Source organism: Pseudomonas citrullilanati, from assembly GCF_030580855.1.
GTDB classification, from domain to species: Bacteria; Pseudomonadota; Gammaproteobacteria; order Pseudomonadales; family Pseudomonadaceae; genus Aquipseudomonas; species Aquipseudomonas citrulli.
The window spans coordinates 49,533-62,826 of the sequence record NZ_JAUQOP010000020.1; the positions used below are offsets into that span (position 1 = coordinate 49,533).

The following is a 13,294-nucleotide window of genomic DNA, read 5'->3' on the forward strand; positions in this document are numbered from 1 at the left end:
TGAATGTTACTGGAGACTTCTGCGTAGGATCTTGCCTAGGACCCTGCATGGGGAATCCATCGACGCAGTCGGAGCTTGGCAATGCCTCGTTGCCCTTGGCCCGTTGCGTCTGGCCCGTCTTGTTTCCCGAAGGTTGTCCAGGGATGCAAGTGGCCCGGTTTCATCCCGATCGTCTAGGCTATCCTCATCGATAGCGGCCCTTTGCCGCCTGCCGGTTTCGTTCACGCTGCATTATCCGGAAGGCCTCCCGCCCCATGGACACCGCCAACTCCGCGCCGCTGGCCAGTTACTTTGACCTGATGCTGGACGCCGTGTGCGCGGTCGATGGCCAGGGGCGCTTTGTCTTTGTCAGTGCCGCCTGCGAGCGCATTTTCGGCTACACCCCGCAGGAATTGATCGGCCGGGCCATGATCGACCTGGTGCACCCCGCCGATCGCCAGCGCACGCTGGAGGCGGCGCGGGAGATCATGGACGGCGAGCCCAAGCTCAATTTCGAGAACCGTTACCTGCGCAAGGATGGCCAGGTGGTGCATATCCTCTGGTCGGCGCGCTGGTCGCCGGTGGACCGATTGCGGATCGCCGTGGCGCGGGACATCACCGAGCGCAAGTTGGCCGAATCGCGACAGGCCGCGTTGTATGCGATTTCCGAGGCTGCCCATGGAGCGGCGGACCTGCTGGCGCTGTTCAAGCGCGTCCACCAGATCATCGGTGAATGGCTGCCGGCGTTGAATTTCTCGGTGGCGCTGTACGACGAGCAGTGCGCGCAGCTGAACTTTGCCTATCACGTCGACGACCTGGAACAGCAGCCGGAATTGCCCGGCACGGTCACCGGGCGCTTGTGCGCCGAAGTGATCCGCAGTGGCCAGCCCCTCTTGCTGACGCCCGGTTGCAGCGCACTGCCGGCGGGCTTCCATGACCTCGTGGCGGAGCCGGACGCGCCCTGTTGGCTCGGCGTGCCGTTGAACTCGCAGAACGGCACGATGGGGGCGCTGATCGTCAAGAGCGCGCTGGACAATGAGCGCTACACCGAGCAGGACAAGGAGCTGCTGCAATACGTCTGCGCGCAGATCACCATCGCCATCGAACGCCAGCGACTGCATGCTCGGTTGCAGCACATGGCGCAGTACGACCAGCTGACCCAGGTGCCCAACCGCGAGCTATTGCGTGACCGGTTCAAGGCCGCGTTGGCCAGCGCCCGGGCCGTGTCGGGGCGCATGGCCCTGCTGTACATCGACCTCGACCGCTTCAAGCAGATCAACGACACCTACGGCCACGGGGTGGGCGACTTGTTGTTGCAAGCGGTGGCCAGCCGTCTCAAAGGGTGCATACGGGACGCCGACACCGTGGCACGCATTGGCGGGGATGAGTTCGTGGTGCTGCTCCACAGCATCCAGGCATTGGAGGATGCCCATCGCGTGCAGGACAAAATCCGTCAGGTGCTGAGCCAGCCGCTGCACCTGGACGGGTATTGCCTGAGCATCGAGCCGAGTATCGGGGTCGCCTGTTTCCCGGACCATGGCATCGAGGACGTGACGTTGTTTCGCCATGCCGACGAGGCGATGTACGCCGCCAAGCGGCATAACCATCGGGCATCCGGCATCTGAGTGCAGGGTCGCCGTTCGTCGCGGTGAGGCACTTAAATCAAACTTTTCAGCCCTTTCTCCTTTCGAAACCCAGGCAGGCCCCGTTGGGGGGCGCTGTCGAATCTTTATCTGAGGAGGGCGCGACCATGAACCGGATGGCCACCTTTTTTCGCACCACCAGTGTCGTCGTGTTGATGGGCCTGGGTGCCAACAGTGCCTGGGCGCAATCGCCTGCCGAATTCATCGATGACGCTTCGGCCAAGGGCATGGCCGACATCGAGGCCAGTCGCATGGCCCACGGCAAGGCCGAGTCCAGGGAGGTCAAGGATTACACCATCATGGTGATCAACGACCGTACCACCGCCAACCAACACCTGGCGAAGATCGCCAAGAAGCTCGACTTGCCCGTCGCGCCCCGGGAGGAAGTGGCCGACAAGGCCAAGACCCTGATGCCGCAGGTGCAAGAGGGCGAGTCGTTCGAGGCCGCCTATGCCGCCAGCCAGGTCAAGGCCACCGAAGAGGCCATCGCCCAGATCAAGGAGCAGGCCCAGACCACCGAGGTGCCGGAGATCAAGGCCTTCGCCGATGAAACCCTGCCCAAGTTGCAAACCCATCTCGAGAAGGCCAGGGCGCTGCAAGCCAGTCGCTGATTCTCACCACGCTTCACCTTCAGGCCGGGGCGCATGCGCCCTGGCTCATCTCGCCCGCTGAAAAGGAGACCCTCGATGTCTACCCGCCGAGAACCGAACCAATACGCGATGCAAAACCCGCTCACCCAATACCCCCGTCCGCCTTTCCCGGACCAGCCGCAATCACCGCCGGGCATCGACCAGGACATGGTGCCCAAGCCCGACCACGGTGAAAAAAGCTATCAAGGCTTTGGCCGCCTGGAAGGCCGCAAGGCGCTGATTACCGGCGCGGACTCGGGGATCGGACGGGCGGCGGCCATCGCTTATGCCCGGGAAGGCGCCGATGTTGCCATCAACTACCTGCCCAGCGAGGAGCGCGATGCACGCCAGGTCGTTGAATTGATCGAAGCCGAAGGCCGCAAAGCCGTCGCCATCGCCGGTGATCTCAAGGACGAAGGATTCTGCGTGCAACTGGTCAAGCGCGCCCACGAGCAACTGGGCGGCCTGGACATCCTGGTGAACGTGGCTGGCAAACAAGAGGCGCAGAAGGACATTGCCGACATCACCACCGCGCAATTCGATGACACCATGAAGACCAACATCTATGCGATGTTCTGGCTCTGCAAGGCCGCGGTGCCGTTGATGCCGGCGGGGGCGACGATCATCAATACCGCGTCGATCCAGTCCTACGATCCGTCCGCGACGCTGCTGGACTACGCCACCACCAAGGCGGCGATCGTAGCGTTCACCAAGGCCCTGGCCGGGCAGGTCATCGGCAAGGGGATTCGGGTCAACGCCGTGGCCCCGGGGCCGATCTGGACCGTGTTGCAACCCAGCGGTGGACAACCGCAGGAGAAAATTCCCACCTTCGGCTCCCAGGTTCCGATGAAGCGCCCCGGCCAGCCGGCCGAATGTGCCCCGCTCTATGTGCTGCTGGCGTCGCAGGAGTCGAGCTACATCACCGGGGAGGTGTTCGGTGTGACGGGGGGCAATCCATTGCCTTGAGAGGCGATTCATTGCGAGCGGGGTCATCCTGCTCGCGCAATCCCGGTCAGCATTGGTTCAGGTCGACCTTGTGCTTTTCCTCCAGGCCTTCCAGGTTCTTGGCTTCGCCCTGGCCCATGCCCTGGTAGTGCTTCCTCAGCGCTTCCAATTGCTTGAGGTCCAGTGATTCGAGACCGAGCATGGCGTTCTGCGCTTCCTTGGTCGCCCGCAATAACTCGTCCACCTTGAGGTGCAGGATGTCGGTGTCGCGGTTCTGCGTGTTCTGGATCAGGAACACCATGAGGAAGGTAATGATGGTTGTCGAGGTATTGATGATCAGTTGCCAAGTGTCATTGAACTGAAAGAACGGGCCGCTGAGTGCCCAGAGCACCAACAACACGATGGCTCCGAGGAAGGTCTTTGGACTCCCTGCCCAGAGGGCCAGTTTTTGTGCGATTTTTGCGAAGGTCATTGCTGTGTTCCTTATGGAATGCTCCTGTCTGATGTGACAGCAATGACGTGGTGAAAATTCTGCTTACATTTAGGCGTTGTCAGCGGACACAGGTTTTTCCCCGGTGACCCTAAACCATCGAAACCAATTGCCCAGCCGGCAGGTCACTCCTTAGGCCCTGTCTGAAATGTGTCTGCACTCGCCCATACTGCGTTGAAATGGGGCTCGGAATGCTCATGTACTCCAGTGCACTGCGCTTCCTCGCCCCGTTTCGCCTTGTCTGGCCTTCGCGCAGGCACATTCGGACAGAGCCTAAGTCCCTCGCATTGGAGTACAACCATGAACCTCGCGCGCACCTTTTGCCTCACCTGTTGCCTCGTCGCCCTGCAAGGCTGCTTCGACAACTCCGGCAACGAGACCAAGGACAACACCGACGGCACCCGGTCTTCGGTGCAGATGCAGGAGTCCGGGTCGGAGAAGAAATAGACGGCATGACTCCATCACCTCAGGGTGGTGTTCGTCGATCGCTCAACGTCCTTGCTGCAACACCTTCAGCGCCGCCGAGGCGAGGAACCCTGAGCGGCTCTTCTCCTCGGGATGGTGCAACACGTATTCATCGATACGGTTGAGCAGGTAGCCGGGCAGGGTAATGTTGAGTTTTTGCGCCTTGCCCAGGTAGCGGGTCACGTCGATGTCCACCAGCGCCCAGGCACAGCCGGCGTATTTCGGATTGGCCGCGTGCAGGGTCACGGTGTTGGCCGAGGGGATCGGCGAGCCGTCTTCGGCGAGGATCTCGAAATGCCCTTCGATGGCCTCGCGGGCCATCGCCATGGCGTCGTCCAAATCGTCGCCAGCGGAAAAGCAACCGGGAATGTCCGGCACCTCCACGCCCCAGGCGTGGTTTTCATCACCCATGGAAATCGCAATCGGGTAAAGCATGTCAATCGTCCTCCGGGACTGCGGGGCAACAGGGCATCTGGAGCAAGGCCTGTTGCAGAATACTGATGGCCGTCTTTCTGAGCAGATCCTTCTTGGGATGGGGCACGGTGACCAGGCCGGGTTTGGTCGGGTGCTTGAAGTGGTGGTGGCTGCCTCGAACGCGCACCAGGTACCAACCGTCCGCAACAATCTGACTGATCAAGAATCGGCTATTCACATCACCTCCGTGTGGTGCTGGATGGTTACTATACCTACCAATGAGAAATGATCAACACTATAACTACCAAGGTGCGCCTCGGGAGGTCATGGTCGATTCAGAAAAAAGTCTAGAAGCCTTGCGAGGCAAGGCGGGCGGGAAGGGGCGGTGGCTGTATTGCGAGATGTGATGGGCAGTGGGGTGAATGCGTGCACAGGGGCGTGTTTTCGCGGGCGGGCTCGCTCCCACATGCCTTCACCTGCGGTGGGTGCGAGCCGGCTTGTGTGGAGGTCAGGCGTTCACATTGGCCTTGCGATCCAAGGTGGCGGCTTGCAGCGCCAGGGATAGGCCGGCGGCCTTTTCGCCCAGCAGCAGGTGCCATACGCCACCGTCCAACGGACTGATGCCCAGGCATCCCAGCGCGTTGAGCTGGCTTTGCGATATACCTTTTGCCTCGGCCAGGCGTACGCGCAACCGGCTCGTCGCCACGCAGTCGACTTGCAGCACGTTGCCATGCCCGCCCAGGGCGTCCAGCCATTGCTGCGCTTGTGCGGCAGATACCGGGTTGGCAGGCGTTGCTTCGAGCTCTGCCACCGGTGCGGCGCTCGGTTGACCGGCGCCGGCAGGCAACGCCAGGCGGATTTCATCGGCGATGCTGTCGGCCATTGGGCCTACCACCACCTGCAGGCTGCCGCCATTGCCGGGACGGACCACGGCCATCGCGCCCAGGGCCTTGAGCTGTGTGTCGGAGGCCTTGTTGCGGTCGACCATGTCCAGGCGCAGGCGCGTGGTGCAGGCACCGATGGTGATCAGGTTGTCTGCGCCGCCCAAGGCCTCGATGTAGGCACTGGCCCGTTGGCCTTGGGCGACGACCGGCTTGTCGCCGCTCGGTACGTCTTCGCGGCCTGGCGTCTTCAGGTCGAAGCGTCGGATGCAGAAGTCGAACACCCCGTAGTAGACCACCGCGTAGACCAGGCCCACGGGGAGCACTCGCCAGCCATGAGTGGATTTGCCCCAGCCCAGAATCATGTCGATGAAGCCGCCAGAGAAGGTGAAGCCCAAGTGGATATCCAAAAGGTTGGTGATCGCCATCGACAACCCGGTGAGCAAGGCATGCAGCAGGAACAACAGGGGCGCGAGGAACATGAAGGCGAATTCCACCGGTTCGGTGACGCCGGTCAGGAACGAGGTCAAATGCCATCGACAACAGGATCCCGCCCATGACCTTGCGGCGCTGGGGCAGGGCGTTGCGGTACATCGCCAGGCACGCGGCGGGCAGGCCGAAGAGCATCACCGGGAACATGCCGGTCATGAATTGGCCGCCGTTGGGGTCGCCTGCGAAGTAGCGGGTCAGGTCGCCGGTGACCACCGCGCCGGTGTGTGGGTCGGTGAAGCTGCCGAAGATGAACCAGGCCATGTTGTTGAGGATGTGATGCAGGCCGGTGACGATCAGCAGCCGGTTGAACACGCCGAACACGAAGGCGCCGAGGCTGCCGCTTTCCATCAGTAGGGTGCCGAAGCCGTTGATGCCGTGCTGGATGGGTGGCCAGACCAGGCCGAACACCACGCCCAGGCCCACGGCGCTGAACCCGGTGACAATCGGCACGAAGCGTCGGCCACCGAAGAACGCCAGGTACTCCGGCAGCTTGATGTCCTTGAAGCGGTTGTACAGCGCCCCGGCCAACAGGCCGCTGATGATCCCGGCGAGCATGCCCATGTTGATGCTCGCATCGAGCACCTTCAGCGTCGCAATCATGACCAGGTAGCCGATGGCGCCGGCGAGCCCCGCCGTGCCATTGTTGTCCCGGGCGAAGCCCACCGCGATGCCGATGGCGAAGATCATCGCCAGGTTGGCGAAGATCGCCTGCCCGGCATCGTGGATGATCGCGATGTCGAGCAGGTCGGTATCGCCCAGGCGCAGCAACAGGCCCGCGATGGGCAGGATGGCGATCGGTAGCATCAGCGCCCGGCCGAGGCGTTGCAGTCCTTCGATGAAGTGCTGGTACATGGCGTCTCTTCCTTTATTGTTGTTCGACGAGGTTCAGTCCAGGGGCCAGTGCCGATGGCTGGCCTGGCGTACGGCGGTGGCACTGCCCAGGTCCAGCAGTTCGCGGCTCAGGCGCCGACATTGGGCGGCGTCGAGGTGACGCACACGGTCCTTGATTTCAGCGATCTGCGGCGGGCTGACCGACAACTCGCGGATGCCCAGGCCCACCAGGATCGGCGTCGCCACGGGATCGGACGCCAACGCGCCGCATACGCCGACCCAGCGTCCGTGTTTCGCGGCGCCGAGGCAGGTCTGCTCGATCAATCGCAGCAGGGCCGGGTGCAAGGCATCGACTCGGGCCGCGAGACCGGCGTGGTCACGGTCCATGGCCAGGGTGTACTGGGAAAGGTCATTGGTGCCGATCGACAGGAAGTCGGCGTGTTCGGCCAGTTGCCCGGCCAGCAGTGCAGCTGCCGGTACTTCGATCATGACCCCCAGTTGCGGGCGTTCGTCGAGGCCCTGCTCCGTGGCGAGGGCTTCGAGGCGCTGGCGGATATGCAGCAGTTCGTCGACCTCGGTCACCATCGGCAACAGGATCCGGCAGCGCTGCAATGGACGGGTTTGCAGCAAGGCGTGCAGTTGCTGGTCCAGCAGGTGCGGCTGCACCTGGGCCAGGCGAATACCGCGCAGGCCCAGGACCGGGTTGGCTTCGGCGGGCAGTGGCAGGTAGTCCAGTTGCTTGTCGCCGCCGACGTCGATGGTGCGGATGATCACCGGTTTATCGCCCATGGCGTCGAGCACGGCTTGATAGGCCTGGCGCTGGGCCTGCTCGTCAGGCGCGGTAGGGCGGTCGACGAACAGGAATTCGGTGCGCAACAGGCCCACGCCATCGGCGCCATTCGCCAACGCCTGGGTGGCTTCTTGGCTGGACGCGACATTGGCGGCCACTTCAATCTCCACGCCGTCGAGGGTGTGCGCCGAAGTCTGAGCGAGGGCCTGCTGTTGGGTGTGCCGGGCCTGTCGTCGCGCCCGTTTCTCGTGCACCTGGACCAGGCGTTCGGCCGTGGGCGTCAGTTCGAGGCGGCCCTCGTCGGCGTCCAGCACCACCGGTTGGCCTTGCTCCCGGGCCAACAGCTCACTGCCGAGTGCCACCAGGCAGGGCAGGCCCTGGCCACGGGCGAGGATCGCCACATGGGAGGTGGCGCCGCCTTCGACCATGCACACGCCGGCCACGCCCTGGTTGCTGAGGTGCAGCAGGTCCGAAGGGGTCAGTTCCTGCGTGGCGACGATGGCGCCGGCCGGCACGTCGAACTGCCAGGCATGCCCCAGCAACGCCCGCAGGACGCGCTGGCGCAGGTCGCGCAGGTCGTTGGCGCGTTCGGCCAGCAGTGTGCTGCCCAGTTCTTGCAATACCTGGCATTGCACGTCGATGGATTGGCTCCAGGCGTGCGTCGCGGCCTGGCCCTGGTCGATGGACAGGTAAGCGGCGTCCAGCAGGAGCGGATCTTCCAGCAGCGCCAGGTGCGCCGCGAAGATCGCCTCTTCGTCAGCGTTGCGTCGGGCCCTGGCGTTCTCCAGTGTGAGGTGGATCTCGCGGCGCACTTGCGTCAAGGCCGCGTCCAGCCGCTGCCGTTGCGCTTGGGCATCGTGGCCGCCAGGGTCGTCGGGCAATTGAATGCCTTGCAACCGCACCAGCGGCCCCGCCACCAGCCCGGGGGCGGCACACACGCCATGCAGCACGCCCGGTTCGGCGCTGCGTGCTTCAGGGGCATGGCGCGGTGTTGCAACTTCCGCCCGCGGGTTATGGGCTTGCCCGGCCGGGACGGTGGACAAGACCGCGAGCAGCGCGCGCAATGCCGCTTCGGCGTCGCTGCCGCGGCAGCTGACGCGCACGTCTGCGTGTTCGGTGATGGCCAATCCCATCAGTCCCATGACGCTCTCGCACGGGGCCGACTTCCCGCCGAAATGCAGTTGCGAATGGCTCTGGAATTTCTGCGCTGTCTGGCGCACCAGTGCCGCCGGTCGGGCATGCAGGCCGCCGCGATTGACGATGCGCACCTGGCCGGAAACCTCGCTGCCAAGGGCCGGATCCACGTCTGGGTCTACACCGGGTTGGGTGGCAACGATGTGCAGCAGCGGCTCGCCGACTTTCACCTCCCTGAGGGTTATCGGGCGCGCCTGGAAACGTTCACCGTTGATGATGACCAACAGGCTGACCAGGCTCTTGCAACGCAGTGCCACCTTGTCCACGTCGTAGCGCATCAGCGCCTGGCCGTTGTGGACTCGCGCACCTTCCTTGACCAGCATGGAAAATCCCTCGCCCCGCAATTCGACGGTGTCCAGCCCCAGGTGCAACAGCAGCTCGGCGCCGTTGTCGGCCCGCAAGGTCACGGCATGGCCGGTGCGGGCGATGTGGATGACTTCGCCGTCGCAGGGCGCGTAGAGGGTGTCGTTCAGCGGGTCGATGGCGATCCCGTCGCCCATGGCGCCGCTGGCGAACACCGCGTCCGGGACATTGGCGAGGGTGAGCACGGGGCCGCTGAGCGGGGCGCTGAGGGTCAGTTCATTATTGTTGTTGTGCATGGCGCGCTCTCCATAGCTTGTTATTGGAGGAAACCGTCGGCTCAGTGGGTCCGGGTGACCTTGTGCAAGTGCCGTGGCTGGTCGGGGTCCAGGCCCCGGGCCACGGCCAGGTGGGCGGCCATGGGGTAGAAGCTCTGGATCGCCAGGATCGGATCCAGGGATGGATGTTCGGCACGCACCAGGGTCAGGTCGCGTTCGGCGATGTCATCGGGCGCCGCGAGCAGGACCCGGGCGCCGCGCTGGCGCATGTCCGCGGCCAGGCTCAACACCCCGGCCTGTTCGGCACCGCGCGGAGCGAAGACCAGCAACGGGTAGTTTTCATCGATCAGCGCCATGGGGCCGTGGCGGACCTCGGCGCTGCTGAAGGCTTCGGCCTGGATGGCCGAGGTTTCCTTGAACTTGAGCGCCGCTTCCTGGGCGATGGCGAACCCGGCGCCGCGACCGATCACCATCAACCGCTGGCAGTCGCGCAGGCCCTGGATGGCCGGCTGCCAATCCTGGCGGGCCGCTTCGCGCAGGCCGTCGGGCAGTGCGTTGCCGGCTTCCAGCAACTCGGCATCGTCCTTCCAATGGGCCACCAACCGGGCGCTGGCGCTGAGGGTGGCGATAAAGCTCTTGGTGGCGGCGACACTGCTTTCGACGCCCGCGCACAGCGGCACGCTGAATTCGCACGCCGCTTCAAGCGGGGAGTCGGTCGCGTTGACCAGGGCCACGCTCAAGGCGCCGCGCTTGCGCAACAGGCGCAGGCTGTTGACCAGATCCGGGCTCTGCCCCGACTGGGAAAAACCGAACGCCACCTGGCCGCTGACCTTGAGCGGCGCCTGCTGCATGGTCACCACCGACATCGGCAGCGACGCCACTGGCAAGCCCAACTGCTGCATGGTCAGGTAGGCGAAGTAGCTGGCGGCGTGGTCGGAGCTGCCCCGGGCCACCGTCATCGCCACTTGCGGCGGCTGGCGGCGCAGGCGCCCGGCGAGTTCCTGCAGGGTCGGGTCCAATTGCTGCAACTGGCGGGCGACCGCTTCATGGGAGGCCAGGGCCTCTTCAAGCATCGTTGAAGTCAATGGCTTCTCCTTCGACCATCACATCGGTCAGGTTCAGGGCACGGTCCAGGCGCACGCAATCGGCCCAGGCGCCGGTGTGCAGGCGACCGCGCTCGGGCAGGCCGAGGTAATCGGCGGGAAACTGCGACAGGCGCTGCGAGGCTTCGGCGATGGGCAGGCCGATCTTCACCAGGTTGCGCAGGGCCTGGTCCATGGTCAGCGTGCTGCCGGCCAGGGTGCCGTCGGCCAGGCGTACGCCGCCCAGGCATTTGGTGACGGTGTGGCTGCCCAATTGGTATTCGCCGTCGGGCATGCCGGCGGCCGCCGTGGAGTCGGTGACGCAGTACAGGCAAGGGATCGCGCGCAGGGCCACGCGCATGGCGCCGGGGTGCACATGCAGCAGGTCGGGAATCAACTCGGCATAGCGCGCATGGGCCAGCGCCGCGCCGACGATGCCGGGCTCGCGGTGATGCAGCGGGCTCATGGCGTTATACAAATGGGTGAAACTGGTGGCGCCGGCAGCCAGCGCCGCGACGCCTTCTTCGTAACTGCCCAGGGTATGACCGATCTGCATGCGCACGCCGCGGCCACTGAGGGTGCGGATCAAGGCATCGTGACCGGCGATTTCCGGCGCGATGGTGATCACCCGGATCGGGGCCAGGGCCAGGTAGCCCTCGACCTCGGCCAGCAGGGCGGTGTGGGCGAAGTTCGGTTGCGCCCCCAGCTTGCCGGGATTGATATAGGGGCCTTCCAGATGCACCCCCAGCACCCGGGCGCAGCCGGCGCGGCGCTGTTCGCAGAATTCGCCGAGGGCCGTGAGGACGCCGGCGATCTCCTCGCTGGGCGCCGTCATGGTGGTGGCCAGCAGAGAAGTCGTGCCGAAGCGCACGTGGGTGCGGGCGATGGTTTCGAACGCCGCGGCGCCTTGCATGATGTCCCGGCCGCCGCCGCCATGGACGTGCAGGTCGATGAAACCGGGCAACAGGTAGGGCAGGTCATTGCTTGCCGGGTCGCAAGGCTCGCCTTCGATGGCCACGATCCTGCCGTGTGCGTGGACCAGCCGGCCGCGAACCCAGCCGTTGGCGCTGAGGATATTGTCTTCGGTCATGGGCGTTCTCTGTTCAGCTAGCGCCGCAGTTCTGCGACGAAGTCGTAATAGTCGTTGCGGCAATAGGTGTCGGTGACTTCAATGGGCGTGTTGTCTTCCAGGTAGCCGACTCGGGTCATCAGCAACATGGCGGTGCCGGGCGCGATGCCCACCAGGGCGGCGAATTCGTCCGAGGCGTTGATGGCCTGGATGTGTTGCAAGGCGCGCACCACCGGTTTGCCGATGCCGTCGAGGAAGGCGTAGAGCGAATCACCCACGGCGTCGGGCCTGGGAATGATGGCGGCCGGCAACGTGCTCATCTCGATGGCCATGACCGTGTCGTCGGCCTTGCGCAGGCGCTTGAGGCGCGCGACCTTGTCGGTGGGCGACAGGCCCAGGCGGATCAGTTCTTCATGGGTGGGCAGGGTGATCTCCCGCTCCAGCCATTGCGACCCGGGCACGAACCCTTTGAGTCGCAGCATCTCGCTGAACCCGGAAAGACGCGACAGCGGTTGCTCCAGGCGAGGGGTGATGAACGTCCCCGAGCCTTGGTTGCGGCGGATCAATCCCTGTTCGAACAACACCTCCAGGGCCTTGCGAGCGGTGACGCGGGAAATCCCCAGTTGCTCGCTCAAGCTGCGCTCGGACGGCATCGCCTGCTCGGCTTTCCACTGGCCGGCATGAATGGCCGACTCCAGGTTGCGTGCCAGTTGCAGGTACAGCGGCGTGGGTTGGGTGTCGTCAGGGCGCAAGGCCAGGATGTCGTTCATGGGGGTGTCCGATGCGGTTGTTGGTGTGTTTTCGCTCGGTGAGTGGGGTGGGAAGCTAATACCACTTAAATACCATGTCAACGCGGCAAGTGGCGTACTTATCGTAGTGTATGGCGCAGCCGGAAAAGGTGGGCTGCAAGTGGTATTAGCGGGGAAGGGCGAGGCGCTAACGAACGTTGCGCCAGGATGTGGTTGCCGGGGGCAATGGTATTCACGCCCAGGCTTTTACGGAGACTGCGGCCGTCGAAATTATTTTTTTCATGTCGACCGATGGCGTGGCGAGGGGAGGGCCTTCGCCACGAAAAAGCCTCGGCTATGACTGTTGTACGAACGTCAGGCGCACGGCGAACCCGATCAAGAGACTGCCAAACAACCACTGCTGCACGCGCTGGGCCGAAGGCGAGCGCCGCAACCAGCGGCCCAGCGCCACACCCGCCAGCGCATAGGCGCTATCGAACAACAGACCGACGCCGACCAGCACCCCGCCCAGGGTCGCGAACTGGCCCAGCACCGGCCCGTCCTGCGGATCGATGAACTGCGGCAACAGGACCGAACAGAACAGCAAGGCCTTGGGGTTGAGCAAATTGGTCAACAGGCCGCGCCGGATCGCCTGGGGCCAGCGCGATGCCCCGGCCTGCGGCGTGTCATCGCCCAGGTTCGGCAGCAAGGGGCTGCGCAGGCACTGCACGCCAATCCATAACAAGTAGGTGGCGCCAGCGATGCGCACCGCATCGAACGTCCACGGCGCGGTCTTGAACAAGGCAGCGAGGCCCAGCGCCGCCAATGCAACGTGGCAACCCCGGGCGATAGCCAGGCCCACCGCCGTCGCCAATGCGGCGCCCCTGCCTTGGCTGGCGCCGGTCTGCAGCAACAGGATCATGTCCGGCCCCGGTAGTAGAAAGACCACCGTCAACGCCATCAAGAACACCCCGAGTTCCACCATGTCGCACCCCCCTTCCAACGTTGATTTGACAGGGCCAGTCTAGGGCCGATGGGTGGGGCAGGTGGTTGCGAAGTCAGCTTCTAAAGCCAATGGAATTGG

The 13,294-nt window shown here is 64.4% G+C and carries 12 protein-coding genes and 1 pseudogene; 4 read left to right on the forward strand and 9 right to left on the reverse strand.

The genetic code is table 11. The annotated features are described in order from the left end of the window. Positions 1–254 precede the first annotated feature (254 nt). The 3 genes from Q6A48_RS14830 to Q6A48_RS14840 all read left to right on the forward strand — a co-directional run bounded on the left by Q6A48_RS14830 (position 255) and on the right by Q6A48_RS14840 (position 3,217). A complete protein-coding gene (locus Q6A48_RS14830) occupies positions 255–1,604 on the forward strand; it encodes a sensor domain-containing protein (RefSeq protein ID WP_304554864.1) in 1,350 nt (449 codons plus the stop codon). Positions 1,605–1,729: 125 nt separating this feature from the next. Beyond that, positions 1,730–2,233: a DUF4142 domain-containing protein gene (locus tag Q6A48_RS14835; protein ID WP_304554865.1), complete on the forward strand. Its 504-nt coding sequence runs from the start codon at positions 1,730–1,732 to the stop codon at positions 2,231–2,233. A gap of 75 nt (positions 2,234–2,308) precedes the next feature. Further along, positions 2,309–3,217 carry an SDR family oxidoreductase gene (locus tag Q6A48_RS14840; RefSeq protein ID WP_304554866.1) on the forward strand — a complete coding sequence of 303 codons (909 nt, stop codon included), beginning with the start codon at positions 2,309–2,311 and terminating at the stop codon, positions 3,215–3,217. A gap of 46 nt (positions 3,218–3,263) precedes the next feature. Here the strand turns inward: Q6A48_RS14840 and Q6A48_RS14845 are convergent, their stop codons facing one another. Then, positions 3,264–3,668, reverse strand: a complete 405-nt coding sequence (locus tag Q6A48_RS14845) for a low affinity iron permease family protein (protein ID WP_304554867.1) — start codon at positions 3,666–3,668, stop codon at positions 3,264–3,266. Between the two features lie 318 nt (positions 3,669–3,986). Here Q6A48_RS14845 and Q6A48_RS14850 point away from each other — a divergent pair, with 318 nt between their 5' ends. Next, positions 3,987–4,133: a hypothetical protein gene (locus Q6A48_RS14850; protein WP_304554868.1), complete on the forward strand. Its 147-nt coding sequence runs from the start codon at positions 3,987–3,989 to the stop codon at positions 4,131–4,133. Positions 4,134–4,175: 42 nt separating this feature from the next. On the opposite strand, the gene Q6A48_RS14855 is transcribed toward Q6A48_RS14850, so the two are convergent. The 8 genes and pseudogenes from Q6A48_RS14855 to Q6A48_RS14890 all read right to left on the reverse strand — a co-directional run bounded on the left by Q6A48_RS14855 (position 4,176) and on the right by Q6A48_RS14890 (position 13,195). Then, on the reverse strand, positions 4,176–4,586 hold the full coding sequence (locus Q6A48_RS14855; protein WP_304554869.1) for a type II toxin-antitoxin system HicB family antitoxin: 411 nt from the start codon (positions 4,584–4,586) through the stop codon (positions 4,176–4,178). Position 4,587: 1 nt separating this feature from the next. Continuing rightward, entirely contained in the window at positions 4,588–4,803 is a 216-nt protein-coding gene (locus Q6A48_RS14860) for a type II toxin-antitoxin system HicA family toxin (RefSeq protein WP_304554870.1), read from the reverse strand. A gap of 270 nt (positions 4,804–5,073) precedes the next feature. Continuing rightward, positions 5,074–6,790: pseudogene (gene nagE / locus Q6A48_RS14865) on the reverse strand (N-acetylglucosamine-specific PTS transporter subunit IIBC). A 33-nt stretch (positions 6,791–6,823) separates the two neighbouring features. Next, positions 6,824–9,352 (reverse strand): phosphoenolpyruvate--protein phosphotransferase, encoded by a 2,529-nt coding sequence (gene ptsP / locus Q6A48_RS14870; RefSeq protein ID WP_304554871.1) that lies wholly within the window; start codon positions 9,350–9,352, stop codon positions 6,824–6,826. 41 nt (positions 9,353–9,393) lie between these two features. Further along, positions 9,394–10,416, reverse strand: a complete 1,023-nt coding sequence (locus Q6A48_RS14875; RefSeq protein WP_304554872.1) for an SIS domain-containing protein — start codon at positions 10,414–10,416, stop codon at positions 9,394–9,396. Further along, positions 10,397–11,503 carry an N-acetylglucosamine-6-phosphate deacetylase gene (gene nagA / locus Q6A48_RS14880; RefSeq protein ID WP_304554873.1) on the reverse strand — a complete coding sequence of 369 codons (1,107 nt, stop codon included), beginning with the start codon at positions 11,501–11,503 and terminating at the stop codon, positions 10,397–10,399. The genes Q6A48_RS14875 and nagA overlap by 20 nt, the downstream gene beginning before the upstream one ends. A gap of 17 nt (positions 11,504–11,520) precedes the next feature. Continuing rightward, positions 11,521–12,252 (reverse strand): GntR family transcriptional regulator, encoded by a 732-nt coding sequence (locus tag Q6A48_RS14885; RefSeq protein WP_304554874.1) that lies wholly within the window; start codon positions 12,250–12,252, stop codon positions 11,521–11,523. 313 nt (positions 12,253–12,565) lie between these two features. After that, positions 12,566–13,195 (reverse strand): LysE family translocator, encoded by a 630-nt coding sequence (locus Q6A48_RS14890; protein ID WP_304554875.1) that lies wholly within the window; start codon positions 13,193–13,195, stop codon positions 12,566–12,568. Positions 13,196–13,294 lie beyond the last annotated feature (99 nt).